The 23,753-nt window shown below is 70.8% G+C and carries 23 protein-coding genes; 13 read left to right on the top strand and 10 right to left on the bottom strand.

Features of this window, described 5'->3' with window-relative positions:
• Positions 1-46 precede the first annotated feature (46 nt).
• Positions 47-532, top strand: a complete 486-nt coding sequence (locus ACZ48Z_RS21380; protein WP_468737437.1) for a carboxymuconolactone decarboxylase family protein — start codon at positions 47-49, stop codon at positions 530-532.
• Positions 533-685: 153 nt separating this feature from the next.
• Here ACZ48Z_RS21380 and ACZ48Z_RS21375 read toward each other — a convergent pair whose 3' ends face one another.
• From ACZ48Z_RS21375 to ACZ48Z_RS21365, 3 genes are all read right to left on the bottom strand, one after another.
• Positions 686-2,173 (bottom strand): glutamate synthase subunit beta, encoded by a 1,488-nt coding sequence (locus ACZ48Z_RS21375; RefSeq protein WP_468737436.1) that lies wholly within the window; start codon positions 2,171-2,173, stop codon positions 686-688.
• 472 nt (positions 2,174-2,645) lie between these two features.
• The gene (locus ACZ48Z_RS21370) at positions 2,646-3,125 is read right to left on the bottom strand and encodes an anthrone oxygenase family protein (RefSeq protein WP_468737611.1); all 480 of its coding nucleotides are present in this window, start codon (positions 3,123-3,125) and stop codon (positions 2,646-2,648) included.
• 174 nt (positions 3,126-3,299) lie between these two features.
• A complete protein-coding gene (locus tag ACZ48Z_RS21365) occupies positions 3,300-4,019 on the bottom strand; it encodes a DUF2293 domain-containing protein (RefSeq protein WP_468737435.1) in 720 nt (239 codons plus the stop codon).
• Between the two features lie 138 nt (positions 4,020-4,157).
• On the opposite strand from ACZ48Z_RS21365, the gene ACZ48Z_RS21360 reads away from it, so the two are divergent.
• Together ACZ48Z_RS21360 and ACZ48Z_RS21355 are read left to right on the top strand one after the other, a co-directional pair.
• The gene (locus ACZ48Z_RS21360; protein ID WP_468737434.1) at positions 4,158-4,790 is read left to right on the top strand and encodes a nucleoside/nucleotide kinase family protein; all 633 of its coding nucleotides are present in this window, start codon (positions 4,158-4,160) and stop codon (positions 4,788-4,790) included.
• A 323-nt stretch (positions 4,791-5,113) separates the two neighbouring features.
• Positions 5,114-5,545 (top strand): CBS domain-containing protein, encoded by a 432-nt coding sequence (locus ACZ48Z_RS21355; protein WP_468737433.1) that lies wholly within the window; start codon positions 5,114-5,116, stop codon positions 5,543-5,545.
• Positions 5,546-5,567: 22 nt separating this feature from the next.
• On the opposite strand, the gene ACZ48Z_RS21350 is transcribed toward ACZ48Z_RS21355, so the two are convergent.
• Positions 5,568-6,695, bottom strand: a complete 1,128-nt coding sequence (locus ACZ48Z_RS21350; protein ID WP_468737432.1) for a magnesium and cobalt transport protein CorA — start codon at positions 6,693-6,695, stop codon at positions 5,568-5,570.
• 211 nt (positions 6,696-6,906) lie between these two features.
• Between ACZ48Z_RS21350 and ACZ48Z_RS21345 the strand changes: the two genes are divergently transcribed.
• Positions 6,907-7,701, top strand: coding sequence for a methyltransferase domain-containing protein (locus ACZ48Z_RS21345; protein ID WP_468737431.1), 795 nt, complete (start codon positions 6,907-6,909; stop codon positions 7,699-7,701).
• Positions 7,702-7,736: 35 nt separating this feature from the next.
• On the opposite strand, the gene ACZ48Z_RS21340 is transcribed toward ACZ48Z_RS21345, so the two are convergent.
• Entirely contained in the window at positions 7,737-8,801 is a 1,065-nt protein-coding gene (locus tag ACZ48Z_RS21340) for a carbohydrate kinase family protein (protein ID WP_468737430.1), read from the bottom strand.
• Entirely contained in the window at positions 8,798-9,703 is a 906-nt protein-coding gene (locus ACZ48Z_RS21335) for a pseudouridine-5'-phosphate glycosidase (protein WP_468737429.1), read from the bottom strand. Before ACZ48Z_RS21335 ends, ACZ48Z_RS21340 begins: the two co-directional genes overlap by 4 nt.
• 102 nt (positions 9,704-9,805) lie before the next feature.
• Here ACZ48Z_RS21335 and ACZ48Z_RS21330 point away from each other — a divergent pair, with 102 nt between their 5' ends.
• Positions 9,806-10,234 (top strand): VOC family protein, encoded by a 429-nt coding sequence (locus ACZ48Z_RS21330; protein ID WP_468737428.1) that lies wholly within the window; start codon positions 9,806-9,808, stop codon positions 10,232-10,234.
• 85 nt (positions 10,235-10,319) lie between these two features.
• On the opposite strand, the gene ACZ48Z_RS21325 is transcribed toward ACZ48Z_RS21330, so the two are convergent.
• Together ACZ48Z_RS21325 and ACZ48Z_RS21320 are read right to left on the bottom strand one after the other, a co-directional pair.
• Positions 10,320-10,874: a methylated-DNA--[protein]-cysteine S-methyltransferase gene (locus tag ACZ48Z_RS21325; RefSeq protein ID WP_468737427.1), complete on the bottom strand. Its 555-nt coding sequence runs from the start codon at positions 10,872-10,874 to the stop codon at positions 10,320-10,322.
• A gap of 56 nt (positions 10,875-10,930) precedes the next feature.
• Positions 10,931-11,800: a glycerophosphodiester phosphodiesterase gene (locus ACZ48Z_RS21320; RefSeq protein WP_468737426.1), complete on the bottom strand. Its 870-nt coding sequence runs from the start codon at positions 11,798-11,800 to the stop codon at positions 10,931-10,933.
• A gap of 280 nt (positions 11,801-12,080) precedes the next feature.
• Between ACZ48Z_RS21320 and ACZ48Z_RS21315 the strand changes: the two genes are divergently transcribed.
• The 7 genes from ACZ48Z_RS21315 to ACZ48Z_RS21285 all read left to right on the top strand — a co-directional run bounded on the left by ACZ48Z_RS21315 (position 12,081) and on the right by ACZ48Z_RS21285 (position 20,786).
• On the top strand, positions 12,081-12,950 hold the full coding sequence (locus ACZ48Z_RS21315; protein WP_468737425.1) for an MHYT domain-containing protein: 870 nt from the start codon (positions 12,081-12,083) through the stop codon (positions 12,948-12,950).
• Positions 12,951-13,023: 73 nt separating this feature from the next.
• Positions 13,024-15,159, top strand: a complete 2,136-nt coding sequence (gene uvrB, locus ACZ48Z_RS21310; protein ID WP_468737424.1) for an excinuclease ABC subunit UvrB — start codon at positions 13,024-13,026, stop codon at positions 15,157-15,159.
• A 134-nt stretch (positions 15,160-15,293) separates the two neighbouring features.
• Positions 15,294-15,872: a TerD family protein gene (locus ACZ48Z_RS21305; protein ID WP_468737423.1), complete on the top strand. Its 579-nt coding sequence runs from the start codon at positions 15,294-15,296 to the stop codon at positions 15,870-15,872.
• 52 nt (positions 15,873-15,924) lie between these two features.
• Positions 15,925-17,985: a TerD family protein gene (locus tag ACZ48Z_RS21300; protein WP_468737422.1), complete on the top strand. Its 2,061-nt coding sequence runs from the start codon at positions 15,925-15,927 to the stop codon at positions 17,983-17,985.
• Positions 17,986-18,212: 227 nt separating this feature from the next.
• Positions 18,213-19,214, top strand: a complete 1,002-nt coding sequence (locus ACZ48Z_RS21295) for a TerC family protein (protein WP_468737421.1) — start codon at positions 18,213-18,215, stop codon at positions 19,212-19,214.
• 131 nt (positions 19,215-19,345) lie between these two features.
• Positions 19,346-19,648 carry a hypothetical protein gene (locus tag ACZ48Z_RS21290; protein WP_468737420.1) on the top strand — a complete coding sequence of 101 codons (303 nt, stop codon included), beginning with the start codon at positions 19,346-19,348 and terminating at the stop codon, positions 19,646-19,648.
• A gap of 46 nt (positions 19,649-19,694) precedes the next feature.
• Entirely contained in the window at positions 19,695-20,786 is a 1,092-nt protein-coding gene (locus ACZ48Z_RS21285) for a calcium:cation antiporter (RefSeq protein WP_468737419.1), read from the top strand.
• Here the strand turns inward: ACZ48Z_RS21285 and ACZ48Z_RS21280 are convergent.
• A complete protein-coding gene (locus ACZ48Z_RS21280) occupies positions 20,776-22,089 on the bottom strand; it encodes an MFS transporter (protein WP_468737418.1) in 1,314 nt (437 codons plus the stop codon). The two genes, ACZ48Z_RS21285 and ACZ48Z_RS21280, sit on opposite strands and share 11 nt — an antisense overlap.
• A 52-nt stretch (positions 22,090-22,141) precedes the next feature.
• Positions 22,142-23,188 carry a S66 family peptidase gene (locus ACZ48Z_RS21275; RefSeq protein ID WP_468737417.1) on the bottom strand — a complete coding sequence of 349 codons (1,047 nt, stop codon included), beginning with the start codon at positions 23,186-23,188 and terminating at the stop codon, positions 22,142-22,144.
• 86 nt (positions 23,189-23,274) lie between these two features.
• On the opposite strand from ACZ48Z_RS21275, the gene aroQ reads away from it, so the two are divergent.
• Positions 23,275-23,748 carry a type II 3-dehydroquinate dehydratase gene (gene aroQ, locus ACZ48Z_RS21270; RefSeq protein WP_468737416.1) on the top strand — a complete coding sequence of 158 codons (474 nt, stop codon included), beginning with the start codon at positions 23,275-23,277 and terminating at the stop codon, positions 23,746-23,748.
• The last annotated feature ends 5 nt before the right edge of the window (positions 23,749-23,753 follow it).

The following is a 23,753-nucleotide window of genomic DNA, read 5'->3' as shown; positions in this document are numbered from 1 at the left end:
GAAATGCACCCTACAGCCGGTCTTTCCGGCTCATACATTGGTGCCCATGACGACGACGAACACGCACACGAACGCGACAGGTACGGCCCGGCTGAACCTCGCCAAGGCCGCCCCCAAGGTCTTCCGCGCCCTGGTCGGCTTCGACGCGGCGGCCCGCGAGGGCCTGGACCCCGCTCTCGTCGAACTGATCCAGATCCGCGCCTCCCACCTCAACCGCTGCGCGTACTGCCTGCACATGCACACCAACGACGCCCGCAAGGCCGGCGAGACCGAGGACCGTCTCCACATGGTCCCGGTCTGGCGAGAGGCCCGTCACTTCTTCACCGAGAGGGAACAGGCAGCCCTGGCCCTCACCGAGGCGGTCACCCTGGTGGCCGACGGCGGCGTCCCCGACGAGGTCTACGCCGAGGCCGCGGCGCGCTTCGACGAGCAGGAACTGGCCCACGTACTGTCCCTGATCCTCACCATCAACACGTGGAACAGGGTTGCCCTGTCGACGGGCAAGGTGGCAGGCACCGACGAGCGGATCTGAGCGACGCGAGAACCCGCTCGTCGGTGGGCGAGCGCGACGGCCCGAGGGCCCGGCACCCGCCGGACTCGCGGCACCGCCGGTTTCGCCGCACACGCCGGATTCGCGGCACCGCCGGTTTCGCCGCACCCTCGGGCCGTACGGCCTGCACGGTCCCTACACGGTCATGGGCCGGTCGTACGGACCGATCGGCGCCGGCAGTTGGGAACTCCCCGTCAGATACCGGTCGACCGCCGCCGCGACCGCCCGCCCCTCCGCGATCGCCCACACGATCAACGACTGCCCCCGAGCGGCATCCCCCGCGGCGAACACCCCCGGCACGTTCGTCCCGAAGCCCGCATCCCGGGCGACCGTGCCCCGAGGTGCCATCTCCAGTCCCAACTGCGCCACCAGCCCGTCTCCCCGGTCCGGCCCGGAGAACCCGAGCGCGAGCAGCACGAGGTCGGCGGGCAGCGTCCGGTCCGTCCCCTCCACCGGCCGCCGCGTCGCGTCCACCTCGACGAGGTGCAGCGACCGCACCCGCCCTTCGGCGTCCCCCTCGAAGCGCAGCGTCGACGCGGCGAACAACCGGGCGTCCGCGTCCGCAGCGGGCGCCGTCTCCAGGTCCCGAGCCTCCTCGTGCGCCGCCGACAAGCGATAGATCTTCGGATACGTCGGCCACGGCTCGGCATCCTCGTCCCGCTCGCCTCCGGGCTGCGCGTAGATGTCCAACTGGGTCACGGAGGCGGCCCCTTCACGCACCGCGGTCCCCAGACAGTCGGCCCCCGTGTCGCCTCCGCCCACGATGACGACGTGCTTCCCGGCGGCCGACATGGGGGAGACCCCCAGATCCCCCTCACACACCCGGTTGGCCAGCGGCAGATATTCCATGGCCTGCCGGACCCCGGCCAACTCTCGTCCCGGCACGTCCAGTTCACGCCATGCCGTGGCCCCCGTGGCGATCACCACCGCGTCGTACCGCACCCGCAACTCCGCCGCCCCGACATCGCGGCCGACCGCCGTGGAGGTACGGAACTTCGTCCCCTCGGCCCGCATCTGCCCGATCCGCCGCTCCAGATGGTGCTTCTCCAACTTGAACTCGGGGATGCCGTAGCGCATCAGCCCACCGAGCCGGTCGTCCTTCTCGTAGACGGCGACCGTGTGCCCCGCCCTCGTCAACTGCTGTGCGGCCGCGAGCCCGGTCGGCCCCGAGCCGATCACCGCGACGGTCCGCCCGGACAACCGGTCCGGCGGCCGTGGTGGCGCGAACCCGAGCTCCCAGGTCCGGTCGGCGACGGCCACCTCGACGTTCTTGATGGTGACCGCCGGCTGGTTGATGGCGAGCACACACCCCGCCTCGCACGGCGCAGGGCACAACCGCCCCGTGAACTCGGGGAAGTTGTTCGTCGCGTGCAGCCGGTCGGCGGCCTGGCGCCAGTCCTCCCGGGAGACCAGGTCGTTCCACTCGGGGATGAGGTTCCCGAGCGGACAGGCTTCGTGGCAGAACGGAATCCCGCAGTCCATGCAACGGTCCGCCTGCCCGCTGATGATGGGCAGCAACGCCCCGGGCACGTACACCTCGTCCCAGTCCCGGACCCGCTCCTCGACCGGCCGGCGAGGCCAGTCCCGGCGAGGCGTCGTCATGAATCCCTTGGGATCGGCCATGACCGTCTTCCTTGCTCGCGCTGGTGACGCCGACGCGGCGCCGACGCGGTCGGTGTGCCCGGTGCGGCCGGGGGGCGACGCATCCGGGGTGTCCGGCGTGTCCGACGCGTGTCCGTTCGTCATCGGGCGGCACGCTCGCGGCACTTCTTTCGGCCACGATACGACTCATCGGCCACTCGCGCAGGGTGCCGGAAAGGCGCCGGGACAGGGCTTTTTGACGGTCGGGGGAGGGGCCAGCGCTTTTTGACGGTCGGGGGAGGAGGCGTGTGGGCGCGAGTCTTGCGGGTCGGGAGAGGGGCGCGCGAGGTTCACGGGTCGGGGGCGGTGCGGGCGGGGCTCGCGGGGCGGGGGCGGGGGCGGGGGCGGTGCGCGCTGGGCTCACGGCTCACGGGGCGGGGGCGGTGCGCGCGAGGCTTCCGAGTGGGGGGAGAGGGCGCGCGAGGTTCACGGGGGCGGGGGCGGGGAGCGACGCTCAGGTGAGGGCCAGGACGTACGCCAGCGCCGCCGCGCCCGAGGCGGCCGCGCGCACGTGGTTCCACATCGTCCACTCGCGCACGAACGTCGGCCAGTACGCCGCGGCCTCCGGGGTGCCAGGGTCCAGCTTGAGCAGGGCGTCGTTGCGCGGCACGTTCGCCACCAACGTCAGCCCGAACGAGCCGAACAGATACAACGCGCTGCCCACCAGCAGCTCCACCGTCCCCTCGTCCGGCCACAGGACGAAGGTCACCACCCCGATCATGGCGGACAGCACCGCCGAGCCGGCGAACAGAGCCATGAACGGCGGCCGCACCGCGGTCACATTGATCGCGTTCATCGCGGCGACGCCCTGCGCGGGCGGCAACGAGGCGAGCCCGCTCATCACGAAGGTCGAGAACGCGCAGAACACCCCGGCCACCAGCCCGGTCCCCAGCACCCCCAACACGACCAGCACGAAATAGGGCCCCTCGATCATCTCCACGCCAGCTCCCGCCTTCGGCCGAGCCCCAGGCCCGGCACCACCCGTCCCCACCAGTGAATCCCGCCCCACTCCTGCCCACCATGGCCATTCCGCGCACCGCCATGCGCAAACGTCCACACTCTGCCGGTCTCTCAGCCCAGCGGCGCCGACCGAGCGCACCCGAAGCCCTCAGCCCACCGCTTCCTCTTCGCCTTCCTCCTCAGCCGTTCCCGCACCCCGCCACCCGCTCAGCACCGCCTCCACACCCGCCGAGATCCGCCGCCGCGCCTCGTGCCGCGCCACCCCGCCCATCAGCAACGCGTCATACGGCGTGTCCACATGCCGTACGGATGCCACCACCGCCGACACCACCGCCCCCTCCGACAACGCCCGCCCCGCCGCACTCCGCCCCACCCGTCCGCTGCCCCGCAGGGACGCGTGCGAGGCGATGGCCGCGGCCCGGTCGCCCGGGCACCCGGGAAACCGCCGCCGTATCTCCGCCGCGAACGCCTCCGTGAACCGCGCGTCCACCACCGCCCGCCGCTGAGCATCCCGCGCCCGACGCCGTCGCCGCGCCTCCGCGTCCGCCAGGCACCGCTCCTCGGCCCGCACCAGCCCGGCCTCCTCGACGAGGACGCCCTGCCGCTCGTAACGCCCCTTGCGCCGGTTGAAACGCACGACGACCGCCGACAGCGCACTCTCCTCCCGAGACCGACGCGTGAGGGCCGCGTCGCCGCGCGGCAGGAACACCAGATGCCCGAGGTCGGCGCAGTCGAGACACCGCGGCGCCCCGCCCTCGACGACGAGCAGCGCCAACGGCCCGCCCCGGCACTCCGCGCAGTGCCGTCTCCGCAACGGCTGGACGACAAGGGGTCCGCCACGGGGCGGGGGAGTCACGAGACCTGCCATGAGAGGTTCATTCCCCAGGCACCCTCACCACCGACACCACGAGCTCCGCCCCCGGTCTGGAGCGACATCGGCCTCCCGCACCTGCTCGCTGCCCTTGGCACGACGCGACCTGAGCGTCCGCTGTCGCATCATGGCCGTGTGCGACTCGAAGCGATCACCTGGGACCGGCTCGGCGACCAACTGGCCGACCGCCTCCTCGACCTGGAACCGGCCGACGGCAGCCCCTGGCCCCGCATCGCCCTCGACGGCGCCCCGGCGGCCCGCCCGGGTGACCTCGCCGAACGGGTCCGCGAAGCCCTGCGCATACGCGGACGCCCCTCGGTCGTCGTCGGCATGCAGGGCTTCCTGCGCCCCGCCTCGCTCCGGCTGGAGTACGGCCATCACGACCTGGAGGCCTACTACGACGGCTGGTTCGACGTCGGCGCACTCTGGCGCGAGGTCTTCGGTCCCCTCGAACCCGGCGGCGACGGTCGAGTCCTGCCCGACCTGTGGGACCCGGCCACCGACCGCGCCACCCGCAGCCCCTACGTCCATCTCCCGCCCGGCGGCGTCCTGTTGCTCCATGGCCCCCTCCTGCTGCGGCACTGGTTCCCCTTCGACCTGACCGTCCACGTCCTCCTCTCCGAGGGCGCCCTCCGCCGCCGAACCCCCGAGCCCGACCACTGGACCCTCCCCGCCTACGAGCGCTACGCCGACGAGACCGACCCCGCCGGTACGGCCGACGTCCTCGTCCGCGCCGACGATCCCCGCCATCCGGCCTGGAGCGGCTGACCCGGCCGCACCGAATCGGAAGCCGGAAGCCGCGGAAGCCGCGAGCCGCGAGCCGGAAGCCGCAAACCGCAGCCGGTAGCCGCAAGCCGCAGCCCGAGGCCGGGAGCGGGAGGCCCGAACCGGAGCCGGCATGATGTGCGTGCGCGGTCCTCGGGGAGTCCATGGCGCTTGCCGCCCGACCGATGGCCCGCATCAGACCACCCTCACCGTGCTGTCGCGCTGCTCCGGGTGCGAGCCCCCGGTGGCGCGGCGAGAATGTAGGGCGCCGGGACTTGCGGAGCCCCTCCGCGCCGCGCCGGCCGTCCGGCACCGGGAGGTACTCCATGACCACCGCCGGAGACATCATGCACCGGGGTGCACAGTGGATCCCCGCCCACGAGACCCTCGACCGCGCCGCCCAGCTGATGCGTGAACTCGGCGTCGGAGCCCTGCCCATCAGCGACGCGAACGAACGGCTGTGCGGCATCCTCACCGACCGCGACATCGTCATCGGCTGTGTCGCCATGGGCCACGACCCGGCGAAGGTGACCGCGGGCGAGATGGCCCAGGGCACACCCCGCTGGATCGACGCGAGCGCCGATGTCGACGAGGTGCTGCACGAGATGCGGGAGCACCAGATCCGCAGGCTCCCCGTCATCGCCGACAAGCGCCTGGTGGGCATGATCAGCGAGGCCGACCTGGCCCGGCATCTGACGGAGGAACAGATCGCCGGATGGGCCGAGAGCGTCTACGTGCGCACCTCCACCACCCACTGACCCACCGCGGGGCCGGCCCCGCTCACAGCCAGCCGTTGCGCCGGAAGCCGCGGTACAGCACACCGCACGCGACGGCTATCACACCCATCACCAACGGGTAGCCGAACGTCCAGTGCAGCTCCGGCATGTGGTCGAAGTTCATGCCGTACACACCGCAGACCATCGTCGGAACGGCGATCACCGCGGCCCATGCGGTGATCTTCCGCATGTCCTCGTTCTGCGCGACCGTCACCTGCGCGAGGTGGGCCTGGAGGATCGAGTTGAGCAGTTCGTCGAAGGCGGCGATCTGCTCCTTGGCGCGCAGCAGATGGTCGGAGACGTCCCGGAAGTACGTCTGTATCTCCGGGGCGACCACCTGGATCGGCCGGGTGGAGAGTTCCTCGAGCGGGCGGCTCAACGGGACCACCGCCCGCTTCAGCTCCAGGAGTTCGCGCTTCAGCTGGTAGATGCGGCCCGCGTCGACCCGCCCGCCGTTCTCCGCGAACACCGCCATCTCGACCAGGTCGATGTCCGTCTGCATCGAGTCGGTGACACGCAGATATTCGTCGACGACGTGGTCCGCGATCGCGTGCAGTACCGCCGCCGGTCCCTTCGTGAGCTGCCGGGGGTCGGACTCCAGCTCCTCGCGCAACGGGCCCAGCGATCCGTGGCTGCCGTGCCTGACCGTGATCACGAAGTCCCGGCCGACGAACACCATGATCTCGCCGGTGTTGACGACCTCGCTCGTGGCCGTGAGTTCCTCGTGCTCCACGTAACAGACGGTTTTGAACACCGCGAACAGGGTCTCGCCGTAGCGCTCCACCTTGGGGCGCTGATGTGCCTCGACCGCGTCCTCGACGGCCAGCGGGTGCAGGTCGAAGAGGTCCGCGATGCCCTCGAACTCGTGGTTCGAGGGCTCGTGGAGGCCGAGCCAGACGAAACCGTCACGGGTCTTGCGCAGATGTTCGACGGTGTCGACGAGATCGCCGTCCGTGGGGACCCGTGCCCCCTCCTTGTAGGTCACGCAGTTGACCACCGAGGTGCCCAGCGGGGAGCGGGCATGGTGGCTCAGGTCGACGCGCGGGCGCCGCCGGGCCAGCCGGGCCACCTTGCTCAGGCCGCCGACCCTGCCGAGGCCCGTGACCTTTCGCAGATTCCCTGCCATGGACATCTGGATCTCCTCGCCTGGATCCCCGTGCAACGCGTTTCTGCGTCCTGGCGAGCCAGTTTGCCAGGTCGACGTAAGCGGCAGGTGAGCCTGTGGAAAAGGCGCATTCCGCTTGGTTCCCGCCTGTGGACAACCCGGGTCCATCCGGAGAGGCACCGGTTGTCCCGTCGCGTCGTCTCCTTCCGACAAGCCCGGCAACTGGGATCATCGAGGCATGACACGAACCGACGGGTATCTCCTCGACAACCGGCAGCGGGAGGCGGCGGAACGCTTCGACGCCTTCGCCACCCTCTTCGACCCCACGACCTTCCGGCATCTCGAAGGATTCGGTGTCGGGCCGGGCTGGCGCTGCTGGGAGGTCGGCGCCGGAGGCACGTCCGTGGTGTCCTGGCTGGCCAAGAAGGTCGGTCCGACCGGAAAGATCGTCGCGACCGACATCGACACCACCCGGCTCACGGCAGCGGCCCGCCCGCCGGTGGACGTACGCGTCCACGACGTGAGCGCGGCGGAACCGCCCGGGGAGGGCTTCGACCTGGTGCACGCCCGGCTCGTCCTCGTCCATGTGCCGGACCGTGAACGGGCGTTGCAGTCGATGATCAAGTCCCTGCGCCCCGGCGGACGACTTCTGCTGGAGGACGCCGACCCCGCCCTCCAGCCCCTGACCTGCCCCGACGAGTACGGCCCCGAGCAACAGCTGGCGAACCGGCTGCGGCAGGGCTTCCGCCGACTGCTCGCCGACCGCGGCGCCGACCTCTCCTACGGCCGCACGCTCCCGCGCCTGCTCCGCGATGCAGGTCTGCGCCAGGTGGCGGCCGACGCGTACTTCCCGCTCGCCTCGCCGGCCTGCGCAGCCCTGGAATCCGCCACGATCCGCCAGATCCGCGACCAGTTGGTCACGGCGGGCCTTGCCACGGACGAGGACATCGACCAGCATCTCGCCAACGTCGCCACCGGCACCATGGACCTGGCCACGGCTCCCCTCATCTCGGCATGGGGGCGCAAGGCGTAGCAGGGGGAGCGGGAGCCGGGCCGGCCGGCGAGGCGTCAGTCCGGCAGCGGAGGTCTCCCGCCCACCCGCTCCACCGCGAGCGCACCCGCCCGGCATCCCGCCGCCGCCGCGTCCTCGGGCCCGGCGCCCGCCAGCAGGGCCGCGAGGAACGCGCCCGTGAACGCGTCGCCCGCCCCGGTGGTGTCCCGGGGCGTCGCCGCCACGGCGGGCACGTGGGCGACCACGCTGCCGGACCGGGCGATCAGCGCCCCCTGCGCCCCCTGCTTGGCGACCACCAGCGGGACATGGCGGCTCAGCTTCGCTGCTGCGTCCGCCGCGTCGGGCAGCCCGGTGAGCAGACACGCCTCGTCCCGGCTGGGCAGCAGGACGTCCACCCCCTCCACCAGCGCGAGGGAGCGAGCCACCCCCAGCTCGCGGAGGAACCCCGCCGACGCCGGATCCAGGCTCACCGGCACACCACGCGCGTGTGCCGACTTCAGGGCGACCGCCACCAGCGCCCGGCTCGGTTCCGAGAACAGGAGATAGCCCGACAGGTGCAGTCGCGTCACTCCGTCGAGCAGCGCGTCCGACCAGTCGTCCGGCTCCAGCCGCAGCGACGCCCCGCTGTCGGTGAGGAACGTCCGCTCGGCGGCCTCACCCGTGTCGACAAGGCAGATCACCGTCCCGGTGGGCGCCTCCGCGTCGACGACGAGTCGCGGCCGTACCCCGGACGCGGCCAGCTCCCGCTCGTGCCACGCGACGGCCTCCGCACCCACCCGCCCGAGCAACCGCACCTCGGCACCGCCCCCGTGGGCGGCCCAGCAGGCCACGTTGGCGCCCGCGCCGCCCGGCACCGTGCGAATCGCCGCGACCGTGTCCGTACCCGCGGCGAGCGGCCCCCGATGGCGGGCCACGACGTCCGTGATGACGTCCCCGACGACCAGGAGGGCACCACCCGGACGTGGCCGCTCGCGCTGTCCCTCCGCTGTCGTGTCGGCATCGCGTGCCGGATCGTTCGCTCCCGCACCCGTGACGGCGGACCCCGACGCGTTCGCCGCAGCGGCCGCACCGCGTCCAGGCCGGTCCGCGGCCGTACCGGACCCGGGCCGGTCCGTGGTCATGCCCCGGCCCAGGCCGCCGCGATCCGCCCCGCCAGCCGCACATTGCCCCGCACCGCCGCCAGATTGGCGTCCAGTGAGGCTCCGTCGGTGTGCCGCACCAGGTAGTCCAGCAGGAACGGCGTGACTCCCTGCCCGGTGACGCCAGCCTCCTCGCACGCGTGCAGTGCCTCAGCGAGCACGCGCGCGTGCAGCCCGGGATCCAGCTGCTGGGCCTCGGGCACGGGATTGGCGACGATCAGCGAGGACTCGGACCCGGCGAGCGCGTCCTGGGCCCGCATCACGTCCGCCACCTCACCCGGCGTGTGCAGCGTCCACTCCACGGGGTGTCCCGAGTCGGACAGGTAGAAGCCCGGGAACCGGTCCGTGCCGAACCCGGCCACCGCGACCCCCAGGGTCTCCAGCCGCTGCAGGGTCGCGGGCACGTCCAGGATCGACTTGACCCCTGCACACACCACGGTGATCCGTGTACGCGCCAGCAGACCGAGGTCGGCCGACTCGTCCTGTGTGACGGTCCATTCCCGGTGCACCCCGCCGAGCCCGCCGGTCGCGAACACCCGGACCCCGGCCAGGGCCGCCAGCTGGGCCGTCGCCGACACCGTGGTCGCCCCGCTCGCCCCGGTGGCCACCGCTAGCGGCAGATCGCGGTGGCCGAGCTTGCGGATCCCGTCCTCGTTGGCGACCCGCTCCAACTGCTCCTTGTCCAGGCCGACATGGGGACGCCCGTCGAGCACCGCGATCGTTGCCGGTACGGCTCCCTCCTGCCGTACGACGTCCTCCAGCTCCAGCGCCACCTGCAGGTTCCGCGGCCGCGGCAGCCCGTGCGCGATGATCGTGGACTCCAGGGCCACCACAGGTCGACGCGCGTCGACTGCCTCGCGCACCTCTTCGGACATCACCAGCATCACGGTCCTGCCTTCTGTCGATCGGTCTTCCCTCATCTCTGGCAGGCGGCACGTCCGGTCAAACCCTTGCGGGCTGTGGAGGAGGACACCAGCCTGGGGTGCATGACGGACAACTCGATACGTCTCGACCACGTCGTGCTCTGGGTGGAGGACCCGGTGGCCTCGGCCGGCTTCTACGAGAAGACGCTCGGCATGGAATCCCTGAGGATCACCGAATACGCCGCGGGGGCGGTGTCCTTCCCCTCCGTACGGCTCAACGACGAGACCATCTTCGACCTCATGCCGCTCACCATGGCCGCACACATGAAAATGGTCCCTGGCGCTGCCAAGAGCGCGGGACACCCCGTCAACCATGTCTGCCTGGCCCTGCCCGCCGACGATTTCGAGACACTCCGTGCCCGCTTGGAGGAGAGGTCCGTGCCCGTCTCGGACATCTCCCACGACGCCTTCGGCGCCCGTGGAGCGGCCCGGCGCAGCTTCTACTTCCGCGACCCGGACGGGAACGTCTTCGAGGCGCGCCACTACGACTGACCCGGGCGGGGGCCACACGTGCGTGCGCGTGCCCCTCACCGGAAGGGGGGGGCAGGATCGGCCGGCGTAGCCGAAGAACAGCAGCTCAGAACAGCGGCTGGGGCAGCACGCCCTCCAGCGCGAGCAGCTGCCGCTTGGTCTCCAGGCCGCCGCCGAACCCGCCGATGCCGCCGTCCCGCTCGACGACCCGGTGGCAGGGCACGACGACCGGCAGCGGATTGGAGCCCATGGCCATCCCCACGGCCTGGGCGGCGCCGGGCTGGCCGACCCGCCCGGCCAGGTCGCCGTAGCCGACGACCTGTCCGAACGGCACGCCGGATGCCAGCTCACGCAGCACCTGCCGGTTGAAGCCCGAGATCAGTGACCAGTCCAGGGGCAGCTCGAAGTCGTGCCGCTCGCCGGCGAAGTACGCCTCGACCTGGCGTATCGCCTCGGCCAGCAACGGGGAGCCGGGCGCCTCGACGGGCTCGGTGCCCAGCCGGGACGCGAGCCGAACCAGCGCCTTGTCGCGCACCGTGTCGGTGGCGTGGAAGACCACGTTGACCAGACCCTCGCGGGTGGCGGCCAGCAGCAGCGGGCCGATGTCCGTGCCCACCACGGCCCACACGACCTGCTGCTCTTCCTGCCCATGGCTGTTCATGCGCCCACCGTACGGGCCGCCACTGACAATGCCCCGTGACCTGCGGAAACGGACCGTCAGTCGCGCAGCGCGCGCAGGACCACGTCGGGCTTGTCGGTGATGACGCCGTCCACGCCGTACCCGGCGACGAGCCGGGCGGTGTCCGCGGTGTCGACGGTCCAGGTGAAGACCTTCAGCGGCTTGCCGTGCGGCCCCGAGAAGGCGTGGACCGCGGAGACGTACGCCGTGGAGACTGAGCGGTACGACGGATTGATCTGGTCGGTGAACGTCGCGTACGCGGGCAGGTCCGCCACGGCCGGCGTCCCGAGGAAGCCGGTCCGCACCCCGGGCTTCAGCTGGTGGACGGTCCGCAGGGCACCCTTGCTGAAGCTCTGCACGACCAACCGGTCCCTGTGCCGCCGGTCGAGCCACCCCTCGTTGCTGAGGAGCTTGAGGGTCTCGCGCTCGACGCCCGGGTACAGCTCCGGGTTCTTGAGTTCGAGGAGCAGCTTCTGATGGTGAAGATCGACCCGGTGCAGGTACTGCTTCAGCGTCGGTACGCGCACGCCCGCGTAGGAGGCGCCGAACCAGCTGCCCGCGTCCAGGCGCGCGATCTCCGCGGCGGTGAGGTCCTTCACCTTCCAGGGCGCCTTGCCGGGGAAGAGCTGCTCCACGTCGGTGGTGCGCCGGAGGCTGTCGTCGTGGAGGACGACGAGTTCACCGTCCCTGGTGCGCTGGACGTCGTTCTCGACCCAGACGGCGCCGAGCGCGGCGGCCCTGTCGACGGCGGCCAGGGTGTTCTCGGGGGCGCGGGAGGAGGCGCCCCGGTGGGCGATGACCGCGGGCGGCGTGCCGTCCTCGACCGCCCGGACGTCGGTTGCGGGAAGGAGAAGGGCGGCGGTCCCCAGCAGGGCGGTGGTCATGGCGGTCGCGGCGCGCGCGTGCATACGTACCCCTCGCGTCGAGCAATGACGTACAGCACAACTGTGACAGCACTGCGGCATCGGCAACTGGGTACAGAATGGCCACATCCTGAACGGGCTCGTCCCAAGTCCGCACACCGGTGCCGCACAACTGGGGCAAGGGCGTGTTTCTTTGCCGGAAAGTCGTTCGACCATTCTGGTGGGGGTCATACTCTCTGCCTCAACCCCGACCGCCCGGGCGGTACTGGGAAGGGACACATTTCAGGGAATTCCAGGACGCAGTACGGCGGAAGGGCAGCCGCGCATGCAAGGCACGGTCGACGGATTCAGCTACGGACTCGTCACACCGCTGGTGGCTTACCTCATGGCCTGCCTCGGCGGTGCCCTCGGCCTGCGCTGCACCACCAGATCCATGCTGGTCAGCCGGTCCTGGCGACCCGGCTGGCTGGCTCTCGGCTCGGCGGCGATCGGCTCCGGCATCTGGACCATGCACTTCGTCGCGATGATGGGGTTCAAGGTCCGGCAGGCGCCGATCCACTACGACCGGGCGATCACGTTCGCGAGCCTCGGCGTCGCCATCGTCATGGTGGGCGTCGGTGTCTTCATCGTCGGTTACCGAGGGGCGCGTGGCACGGCCCTGATGACCGGCGGTGCCATCACCGGACTGGGCATCGCCTCGATGCACTACCTCGGCATGGCCGGCATGCGGCTGAACGGTCAGCTGGAGTACAACACGCTCACCGTCGCCGCCTCCGTCGTCATAGCCGTCGCCGCCGCCACGGCCGCCCTGTGGGCCGCAGGGCAGGTCCGGGGGTTCCTGTGGAGCGTGGGCGCGAGCCTCGTCATGGGGCTCGCGGTCACGGGCATGCACTACACGGGCATGGCCGCCCTCAGCGTCCACGTGCACAACTCGTCCGCCCCCGTCGCGGGTGACTCACCCGCCTCCCTGCTCGCGCCGATGATGATCGGCCCGCTCGCCTTCCTGCTGCTCGCGGGCGTGGTCGTGATGTTCGATCCGCTGATGGTGATGGGCAAGCCAGTGTGGTCACCCGCCGAGAACAAACCCGGGGTGCCCGCGCGCGAACTCGTGCACCACTCCGCCGGCCGGCGCCCCGCGCCCCGCACCCGCCGCGACGTGACCCACCACGACTCCCGGACCCCGCAGAGCCGCTGATCCGCCGGCTCCGGCTGCGCCCGGAACCCCTGATCCGGCCGCGTTGTCAGTGGGGGGTCGTACGGTTGACTCCATGCGGCCCGTTTCCCACATCGAACGCACGGTGGCGCCTTTCGAGGTCGTCAGCTCCTACCAGCCCAGCGGCGACCAGCCGGCGGCCATCGCCGAGCTGGCCAAGCGCATCGAGGCAGGTGAGAAGGACGTCGTCCTGCTGGGCGCGACCGGCACCGGAAAGTCCGCCACCACCGCGTGGATGATCGAGAAGCTCCAGCGCCCCACGCTCGTGATGGCACCGAACAAGACGTTGGCGGCCCAGCTGGCCAACGAGTTCCGCGAGCTGTTGCCGAACAACGCCGTCGAGTACTTCGTCTCGTACTACGACTACTACCAGCCCGAGGCGTACGTCCCGCAGTCGGACACCTACATCGAGAAGGACTCCTCGATCAACGAGGAGGTCGAGCGACTGCGTCACTCCGCGACCAACTCGCTGCTCACCCGCCGTGACGTCGTCGTGGTCGCCTCCGTCTCCTGCATCTACGGCCTCGGCACGCCCCAGGAGTACGTGGACCGCATGGTCCCCCTCCGGGTCGGCGACGAGGTCGACCGCGACCAGCTGCTGCGCCGCTTCGTGGACATCCAGTACACGCGCAACGACCTGGCCTTCAGTCGCGGCACCTTCCGGGTCCGCGGCGACACCATCGAGATCTTCCCGGTCTACGAGGAACTCGCCGTCCGTATCGAGATGTTCGGTGACGAGATCGAGGCGCTGTCCACCCTCCACCCGCTCACCGGCGAGATCATCAGCGAGGACGAGCACCTGTACGTCTTCCCGGCGTCCCACTACGTGGCGGGCCCCGAGCGGCTCGAGCGGGCCGTCAACGACATCGAGAAGGAGCTGGGCGAGCGCCTCGCCGAGCTGGAGAAGCAGGGCAAGCTCCTGGAGGCCCAGCGGCTGCGCATGCGCACGACGTACGACCTGGAGATGCTCCGCCAGATCGGCTCCTGTTCCGGCGTCGAGAACTACTCGATGCACTTCGACGGCCGCGAGCCCGGCTCCCCGCCGAACACCCTGCTCGACTACTTCCCGGACGACTTCCTGCTCGTCATCGACGAGTCGCATGTCACGGTGCCGCAGATCGGTGCCATGTACGAGGGCGACGCCTCCCGCAAGCGCACCCTCGTCGACCACGGCTTCCGGCTCCCCTCCGCCCTGGACAACCGCCCCCTGAAGTGGGAGGAGTTCACGGAGCGCATCGGCCAGACCGTCTATCTGTCGGCGACGCCCGGCAAGTACGAGCTCTCGCGCGGGGACGGCGCGGTGGAGCAGATCATCCGCCCGACCGGTCTCATCGACCCCGAGGTCGTCGTCAAGCCCACCGAGGGTCAGATCGACGACCTGGTGCACGAGATCCGCAAGCGCACCGACAAGGACGAGCGCGTCCTGGTCACCACGCTCACCAAGAAGATGGCCGAGGACCTCACCGACTACTTCCTGGAGCTCGGCATCCAGGTCCGCTATCTGCACAGCGACGTCGACACCCTGCGCCGTGTCGAGCTGCTGCGCGAGCTGCGCGCCGGCGAGTTCGACGTCCTGGTCGGCATCAACCTGCTGCGGGAGGGCCTCGACCTGCCCGAGGTGTCCCTCGTGGCCATTCTCGACGCCGACAAGGAGGGCTTCCTGCGTTCGGGCACCTCCCTGATCCAGACCATCGGCCGCGCGGCGCGCAATGTCTCCGGCGAGGTCCACATGTACGCCGACAAGATCACCCCGGCGATGGAGAAGGCCATCGAGGAGACCAACCGCCGTCGGGAGAAGCAGGTCGCGTACAACAAGGAGCGGGGTATCGACCCCCAACCGCTCCGCAAGAAGATCAATGACATCGTCGCGCAGATCGCCCGTGAGGACGTCGACACCGAGCAGCTGCTCGGCTCCGGCTACCGCAAGGGCAAGGACGGCAAGGCGGCCAAGGCGCCCGTGCCCTCCCTCGGCGGCAAGGCGGCAGGCGGCAAGGCGGCCAAGGGCAAGGCCAAGGAGACCGTGCCGACCGACCGTCCCGCGGCGGAGCTCACGGGGCAGATCGAGGAGATGACCGCACGCATGCGTGCGGCCGCCGCCGACCTCCAGTTCGAGATCGCGGCCCGGCTGCGCGACGAGGTCTCCGAGATGAAGAAGGAACTCCGTCAGATGAAGGAGGCGGGCCTGGCCTGACCTCCATCGCACTGTGTTGCAAGACCGACACAAAGTGCGGTCCGGGGTGCGTCACCGTCAGCGGCCCTGCGTAGGGTGCTGGACAACCGCGGGCAGCGCGGCAACAGGGGACAGCAGCGAGAGGGGTTCGGCGCGTGACCGTCAACATGACCAAGGGTCAGGCCATCAGTCTGCAGAAGAACGACGGAGGCAGTCTGACCGCGGTGCGCATGGGCCTCGGCTGGCAGGCCGCCCCCCGGCGCGGCCTGTTCGGCTCGCGCACGCGGGAGGTCGACCTCGACGCCTCCGCCGTCCTGTTCGCGGACAAGCAGCCCGTCGACGTGGTCTTCTTCCGCCACCTGGTGAGCGACGACGGCTCGGTCAAGCACACCGGCGACAACCTCGTTGGCGGTGTCGGCCAGGGCGGGGACGACGAGTCCATCCTCGTCGACCTGGCCCGCGTGCCGGTCCACATCGACCAGATCGTCTTCACCGTGAACTCCTTCACGGGCCAGACCTTCCAGGAGGTGCAGAACGCCTTCTGCCGCCTCGTCGACGAGACCAACGGCCAGGAACTCGCCCGCTACACGCTTGACGGGGGTGGCTCCTACACCGCCCAGATCATGGCGAAGGTGCACCGCACGGGCCCGGGCTGGACGCTGACGGCCCTCGGTACGCCGGCCAGCGGTCGAACCTTCCAGGACCTGATGCCGGCGATCCTGCCGCACCTGTAACGGGCCCGCCGAGCGGCACCCGACCGACACCACGACACAGGGGGACAAGGCGATGACGGCCGAGCTGGTGCGGGGGCAGAACCACCCGCTCTCCCAGGCCCGTCTCGAGATCCGGATCGCGGCCGGAACCCCGGTCGTGGCCGGAGCGACACTCGGGGACGAGCACGGCCGGGTCCAGGGCGTGGAGTGGGTCGTCCACCCGGGCGCCCCCACCCTGCCGGGTCTGGAGGTCTCGCGGCAGGCGGCCGCCGATCACCGTCTCGCGGTCGATCTCGGCGCCGTGCCCGAGGCCGTCCACCGGGTGCATGTGCTGCTGGCCCTGCCCGCGGCGGGCGGCCCCGTGCGCTTCGGCGCCGTCGCCGCCCCGTTCGTCGCGGTGACGGGCCTGGACGGCACCGAGCTCGCCAGCTACACCATCACCGGCCTGGACGCCGAGTCGGCGGTCGTCGCGCTGGAGCTCTACCGCCGCCAGGGCGCCTGGAAGGTGCGTGCCGTAGGCCAGGGCTACGCGGGCGGTCTCGCCGAACTCCTCACCGATCAGGGCCTCGCGCAGGCCCACCAGCTCGCGAACGGCATCCAGGAGGCGGTGGCCCGAGGGCTGGCCCGCGCGGTACCGATGGCTCCGCCGCTCATGGCGGACGGAGACCGTTCCCGGCAGACCGCCACGCCGACGCCGGGCCCGGACCAGGGACCCGCCACGGCCCACGGTGCCTCCGGTGCCGTACCGCCGCAGCCGCTGTCGCCGTACGGCACACAGCCTCCCGGGACCCCACCGCAGCCGTTGTCGCCGAACGGCGGCCCGGTCTCCGGCACCCCGCAGCCCACCGCTCCTTACAGCGCGCAGGGCATCCCGGCCGCGGGTGCGGCGCAGCCGCCGTCCCCCTCGGCCGGTGGCCCGATCGACTACAGCCATCCCCGGCGGCAGGACGCCGCCCCACCGACTCCACCGCCTGCCGTGCCTCCCGCCCCGCCCGGTCGTCCCGCGCAGCCCGTCGCCGGGGACGCGACCGGCTGGTCCATGGACGAGCGGCTCTACAACCAGGTGTGGGGCATGTTCGAGGACCTGGCCCGGTCGACTGCCGCCTACCGCAGTGCCGTCGACTTCGCCGACTCGCGGATGGAGAAGGAACTCGACGCGGCGCTCGCCGACCCGCGCAGCAGGAACGGCGGGCAGGGCGACGCCGCGCGGGAGGCGGCCCGCGCCAAGTACACCCAGCTCGTCGAACAGGCCCGCGCGGCCTACGACCGGGATCTCGCCCAGCTCACGGCGGAGTCCGAGGTGGTCGAGCCCGCCCTGCCGCCGGCGTACGCCCGTTGGGACAACCCCGTCTGGCACGGATACCGGGTGCCGTTCGAGATGCCCATGGCGGTGCGCCTGGGTGATCTGCACCTGCCGGAGTGCGCCGAGCTGCGTATCCCGATGCTGGTCAGGCTGCCGCTGGAGCGCGGCCTGTGGATCGACAGCGGAGCCGTCGAATCCCTCGACGGCTCGTTCCTGGACGCCCAGGAACTGCATCGGCTCGCCATGGACACGGCGGTCGCCCTCGCGGCCCGGCTCCTCGCCGTCCATCCCGCCGGTGACTACACGCTGCACGTCATCGACCCGGCCGGCTCGGGAGCGCAGGCGCTCGCCCCGCTGGCGCAGACCGGCGTGCTCGCGGCCCCGCCCGCGGTCGGCGCCGCGGGTGTGGCGGAGGTCCTGACCCGGCTCACCCAGCGCGTCGACCTGGTGCAGATGGCGGTGCGCGGCGGCGCGGCCGACTCCCTCCCGCCCGGCCTCGACACCTCCGAACAGCTCCTGATCGTCAACGACTTCCCGCACGGTTTCGACGACAGGGCCGTGACTCAGCTGCGCTACCTCGCGGACGAGGGACCGTCCGTCGGCGTCCACCTGATGATGGTCGCGGACCGTGAGGAGGCCGCCGCCTACGGCCCCCTTCTCGACCCGCTGTGGCGCTCGCTCATGCGGCTGACACCGGTGCCCGACGACCACCTCGCCGACCCGTGGGTCGGGCATGCCTGGACCTTCGAGCCCGCGTCCGTCCCGCTCGGCAGCCAGGTGCTCCAGCAGGTCCTCAACCAGGTCGCGACGGCCCGTACCAAGTACACGTAAAGCCGCCCCCACCAGCTATTTTGACCTTTCTTTTGCCAATCGCTTTACCTTTACTTGGTGATTGAGGTACGGTTGAAAGCACGGAGGGGAGTACTCCCTGTCGACCGCGGCGTACCCGTCAATACGGATCAGGCCTGATCCCGGGGCGTCGGCCCACCGTGGGTGGAGGAGACCTCCGGCAGCGCGACGACGCTGGTTACTTGCCGTTACGTATTGCCGGAGGAACTGTGGATGTTTCCGTGACCCTGTGGGTCCTTACGATCGTGGGCCTCGCCGCCCTCATCGCGGTCGACTTCTTCATCGGCCGCAAGCCGCACGACGTGTCCATCAAGGAAGCGGGCATCTGGACGGTCGTCTGGATCGCCCTGGCCGGCCTCTTCGGCCTCGGCCTGCTCATCTTCGGCGGTGGTCAGACCGGCGGGGAGTTCTTCGCGGGCTTCATCACCGAGAAGTCCCTGAGCGTGGACAACCTCTTCGTCTTCGTCCTGATCATGGCGAAGTTCGCGGTGCCCTCGCAGTACCAGCAGCGGGTGCTCCTCGTCGGTGTCCTCATAGCCCTGGTGCTGCGCGCGATCTTCATCGCCGCGGGAGCCGCCATCCTCGCCAGCTTCGCCTGGGTCTTCTACATCTTCGGTGCCTTCCTCATCTACACCGCCTGGAAGCTCATCCAGGAGGCCCGTGCCGACGGGGACGACGAGGAGTTCGAGGAGAACAAGCTGCTCAAGGCCGCCGAGCGCCGGTTCGGTGTCGCCGACCGGTACCACGGCACCAAGCTGTGGATCGAGGAGAACGGCAAGCGGGTCATGACCCCGATGCTGGTCGTGATGCTCGCCATCGGCACCACCGACGTGCTGTTCGCGCTCGACTCGATCCCCGCGATCTTCGGCCTGACCCAGGACCCGTACATCGTCTTCACGGCCAACGCGTTCGCCCTGATGGGCCTGCGCCAGCTGTACTTCCTCATCGGCGGCCTGCTGAAGAAGCTGGTCCACCTCAGCTACGGCCTGTCGATCATCCTGGGCTTCATCGGCGTCAAGCTGGTGCTGCACGCCCTGCACGAGTCCGGGGTCCACGTCCCCGAGATCAGCATCCCGGTCTCGCTCGGCGTGATCTGCTCGGTCCTGATCGTCACCACGATCACCAGCCTGATGGCTACCAGGAAGCAGGCCGCGGCCGAGGCGGCGCAGGCGGGGACCGAAGACGCTCAGAAGGACAGCATCGAGGCCTGACCAAGGCCGACGCAGCAAGCACCACCACCGGGAGCGGGACGCGGCGAATTGCCGGGTGCCGCTCCCGGTGCTTGTTTGGTTCCAGAGCGCGTTCCCCGGCCCGGGGACGCCGTGGCCGACTGGAGACACTCATGAAGTTCGTGCAGATCGTCGGTTTCGAGACCGAGCGCCTGGAAGACATGCAGCAGGTGCTCCAGGAGGCGGGGCAGCGCAACGAGGGCAAGCCGGGTGGCCCGACCTACCGCATGCTCCTGAAGGACCGCGACAACCCCAACCGCTATGCGGCGCTGCTCGAATTCGAGTCGTACGACGAGGCCATGCGCAACAGCGACGCCCCCGAGACGGGCGAACTGGCGGAACGGCTCGGCGCGCTGTGCATCGGTGACCGCGTCTACACCAACTACGACGTCCTGGAATCGGGCGAGCTCAAGTAGCCACTGGCATGGTGCGCAGCCGGTTCGCCTCTGCGACGATCACTGCATGCTCGCCAGGCTCACGAACCGGTGGACGTCCGCAGTGCCGGTGCTCGCTGTCCTTCTGCTGGTGTTCACCTGGGGCCGCGATCTTCCCGGCGCGGCCGTAGTCCTCGTGACGCTGGTCCTCGCCGGGGCCGTGCTGGCCGCCGTGCACCACGCCGAGGTGATCGCCCACCGGGTCGGTGAGCCCTTCGGATCACTCGTCCTCGCCGTCGCCGTCACGATCATCGAGGTCGCCCTGATCGTCACCCTGATGGCGGATGGCGGCGACAAGAGTTCGACCCTGGCCAGGGACACGGTCTTCGCGGCCGTGATGATCACCTGCAACGGCATCGTCGGCATCAGTCTCCTCGTGGCCTCACTGCGCCACGGCACCGCGGTCTTCAACCCCGAGGGCACCGGCGCTGCCCTCGCCACGGTCGCCACCCTGGCCACGCTGAGCCTGGTGCTGCCGACGTTCACGACGAGCAAGCCGGGCCCGGAGTTCTCCACCGCCCAGCTGACCTTCGCCGCGCTCTCCTCGCTGGTCCTGTACGGCTTGTTCGTGGCGACCCAGACCGTACGGCACCGCGACTACTTCCTCCCGGTCACCCACCAGGGCGAGGTCATCACCGCCGACGACCACGCCGACCTGCCCACCGCCCGCACCGCGCTGATCAGCCTGACGCTGCTGGGCCTGGCCCTGATCGGCGTCGTCGGTCTGGCCAAGGGGGTCTCGCCGACCATCGAGTCCGGGGTGGCCAAGGCCGGCCTTCCGCAGGCCGTGGTCGGTGTGGTCATCGCCCTGCTGGTGCTGCTCCCCGAGACCATCGCCGCGCTGCGCTCCGCGCGCCGAGACCGTGTGCAGACGAGCCTCAACCTCGCCCTCGGCTCGGCCATGGCGAGCATCGGCCTGACCATCCCCGCGGTCGCCCTGGCATCCGTCTGGCTCTCCGGTCCGCTCGTCCTCGGCCTCGGCGCCACCCACATGGTGCTGCTGGCCCTGACCGTGGTGGTGAGTTCGCTGACGGTGGTGCCGGGCCGGGCGACACCGCTCCAGGGCGGTGTCCATCTGGTGCTGTTCGCGGCCTACCTGGAGCTGGCGATCAATCCATAGCCGGCTCCGCCACGGCCGTCACCGCCGCGGGCACCGGACGCGTCTCCGGCAGCAACGCGAAACACCCGAGACTGAGCAGCGCGATCCCGGTCAGATACGCCCCCACACCCCAGGGGACCCGCCCGCCGTGCTCCGCCAGCGCCGTCGCCGCGATCGGCGTGAGCGCGCCCCCGACCACCCCGCCGAGGTTGTAGCCGACCGCGGCACCGGTGCAGCGCACCCGCGGCTCGTACAGCTCCGGCAGATACGCGGCGATCACCGCGAACATCGTGATGAACGCGATCATCGCGCCCAGGAAGCCGAGGAACATCCACAGCGGCTCGGCGGTCGCGAGCAGGGCCACCATCGGGAACATCCACAGCGCGGCCCCCGCGCACCCGGCCAGACACAACGGCCGCCGCCCGTAACGGTCCCCGAGCAGTGCCACCACCGGTGTGAGTGAGCCCTTCACCAGCACCGCGGCCATGATGCAGGTCAGCATGACGGTCCGGCTCACCCCGAGCCGCTCAGTGCCGTAGGCGAGGGACCAGGTCGTCACCGCGTAGAAGATCGCGTACCCGACGGCGAGTGCTCCGGCCGTCAGCAGAACGAGCCGCCAGTGGTCGCGCGCCACCTCGACGAACGGCACGCGCGCGTGGTCGTCGAGCTCCAGGAAACCAGGGCTCTCCGTGAGCGAGGCGCGCAGCCACAGCCCCACCATCGCCAGCACTCCGGCCGCCCAGAACGGCACCCGCCAGCCCCACTGCGCGAACTGCGCGTCGGACAGGGTGGCCGACAGCGTCAGCACCACTCCGTTGGCGAGCAGAAAGCCCAGTGCGGGCCCCACCTGCGGGAAGCTCGTCCACAGTCCGCGCCGCTCGGCGGGCGCATGCTCCGCGACCAGCAGGACGGCGCCGCCCCACTCCCCGCCCAGCCCCAGTCCCTGGAGAAAGCGCAGCACCAGGAGCAGTACGGGCGCGGTCACCCCGATCGTGCCGTACGTCGGCACGCAGCCGACCGCGACGGTGGCGGCGCCGGTCAGCAGCAGTGAGGCCACGAGGACCGGACGCCGTCCGCGCCGGTCCCCGATGTGCCCGAACAGCACCGACCCGAGCGGCCGCGCGACGAACCCCACACCGAACGTCCCGAAGGCGGCCAGCGTCCCCGCCACCGGCGAGAACGTGGGAAAGAACAGCGGCCCCAGGACCAGCGCCGCGGCCGTCCCGTAGACGAAGAAGTCGTAGAACTCGATGGCCGTGCCGGCGAGCGAGGCGGCCGCGAGCCGCGGCATGGAGGGCGCCCTTGCGGTGCGTACGTCGTGCATGCCGCGTCAACCACCAGCGGTGAGCGGGGGTTACGGGAGCGCGCGGGCGGGATCAGTACGTGACGGTGATGCGCCGGCCGGGGCCGTCGACGCGGACGATGCCGCCGTAGGGGATGACGAGTTGGGGATCGGTGTGCCCGAAGTCCACATCGAAGACGATGGTCGTGTCGGGGGCATATATGTGCATGGCCCGCAGCACGGCCTCGCGCTGGTCGGTGGCGTAACGATCCGCCTCCTCGGGACTGTTGGGGTGCTCGAAGGACCAGGACTTGGGGCGGCCCATCAGCAGCGCGGAGAAGCGTTCCAGCAGCCCGCGCTCGCCCATGTTCCGCAGGGTGCTGAAGACCTCGACGTCGCTCGGCAACTCCTCCGAGGTCTCCAGGAGCAGCACTCCGCCGTCGTACGCGCTCAGGTCGCGCGCGATCTCGCGGTCGGCCATCAGCAGCCAGCCGAGGATCTCCAGACAGCCGCCCCAACTGCGGCCCTCCACCACCCGGTCGGCGTTCACCCAGGTCCAGCCGCCGCCGGGACGGGTCTCGGGCTCCGCGTCGAAGGTCGCGGGGTCCGCCCAGTCACGGTTGACGTCGTTCCAGCGCTCGGCGGCGGTGAGTTCGTACGTGCCGGAGGTGAACAGCGCCGCCCGCAGGGAGTCGGCGGTCAGGGCGTCCATGGCCACCGGGCGTCCGAGCGCGGTCATCACGGTCGCACCGTGGAATCCGACGATGCCGGTGTTGTACAGGTACGCCAGCAGGTTCGTGTTGTCGCTCATCCCGAAGAACGGCTTCGGGTTCGCCCGGATCAACTCCCGGTCCAGGAAGGGCAGTACGGTGATCTGGTCGTCGCCGCCGATGGACGCCATGACCACCCTGATGTCCGGGTCGGCGAACGCCGCGTGGATGTCGGCGGCACGGTCCTTCGGCGTCGAACCCATCCTGCGGGTCGTCGGATACTCGACCGGTTCGAGTCCGTACTCCTTGCGCAGCCGCTCCAGGCCCAGTTCGAAGGGGCGCGGGAAGAGACCGGGCAGGCCGGCGCCGGGGGAGATGACGGCTATGCGGTCGCCGGACACCGGCTTGGGCGGGTACGAGATCGTCGTCATGCCGGGAGGGTACGGGCCGTACCGCGCGCCCCGCACCGTGATAAACCGGGGTCTGAGCAGCCCGCTCCCACCGGACCGGAGGAACCGTGCCCCGCACCCTGGCCAACGCCCCGATCATGATCCTGAACGGCCCCAACCTGAACCTGCTGGGTCAGCGCCAGCCGGAGATCTACGGCAGGGACACGCTGGCCGACGTCGAGGCCCTGTGCGCCAAGGCGGCGGCCGCGCACGGCGGCACGGTGGACTTCAGGCAGTCCAACCACGAGGGCGAGCTGGTCGACTGGATCCAGGAGGCGCGGCTCGACCACTGCGGGATCGTCATCAACCCCGGTGCCTACTCGCACACGTCGGTCGCCATCCTGGACGCGCTCAACACCTGCGACGGACTGCCGGTGCTGGAGGTGCACATCTCCAACATCCACCAGCGCGAGTCCTTCCGGCACCACTCCTACGTCTCGCTGCGCGCCGACGGCGTCATCGCGGGATGCGGGGTGCAGGGCTACGTCTTCGGTGTGGAGCGGGTCGCGGCGCTGGCGGGGCCGGCCCGGGCCGACGTGTAAGGACC

The sequence above is a fragment of the Streptomyces sp. NPDC031225 genome, assembly GCF_055570355.1.
This window is presented reverse-complemented; position numbering and strand designations above follow the sequence as displayed.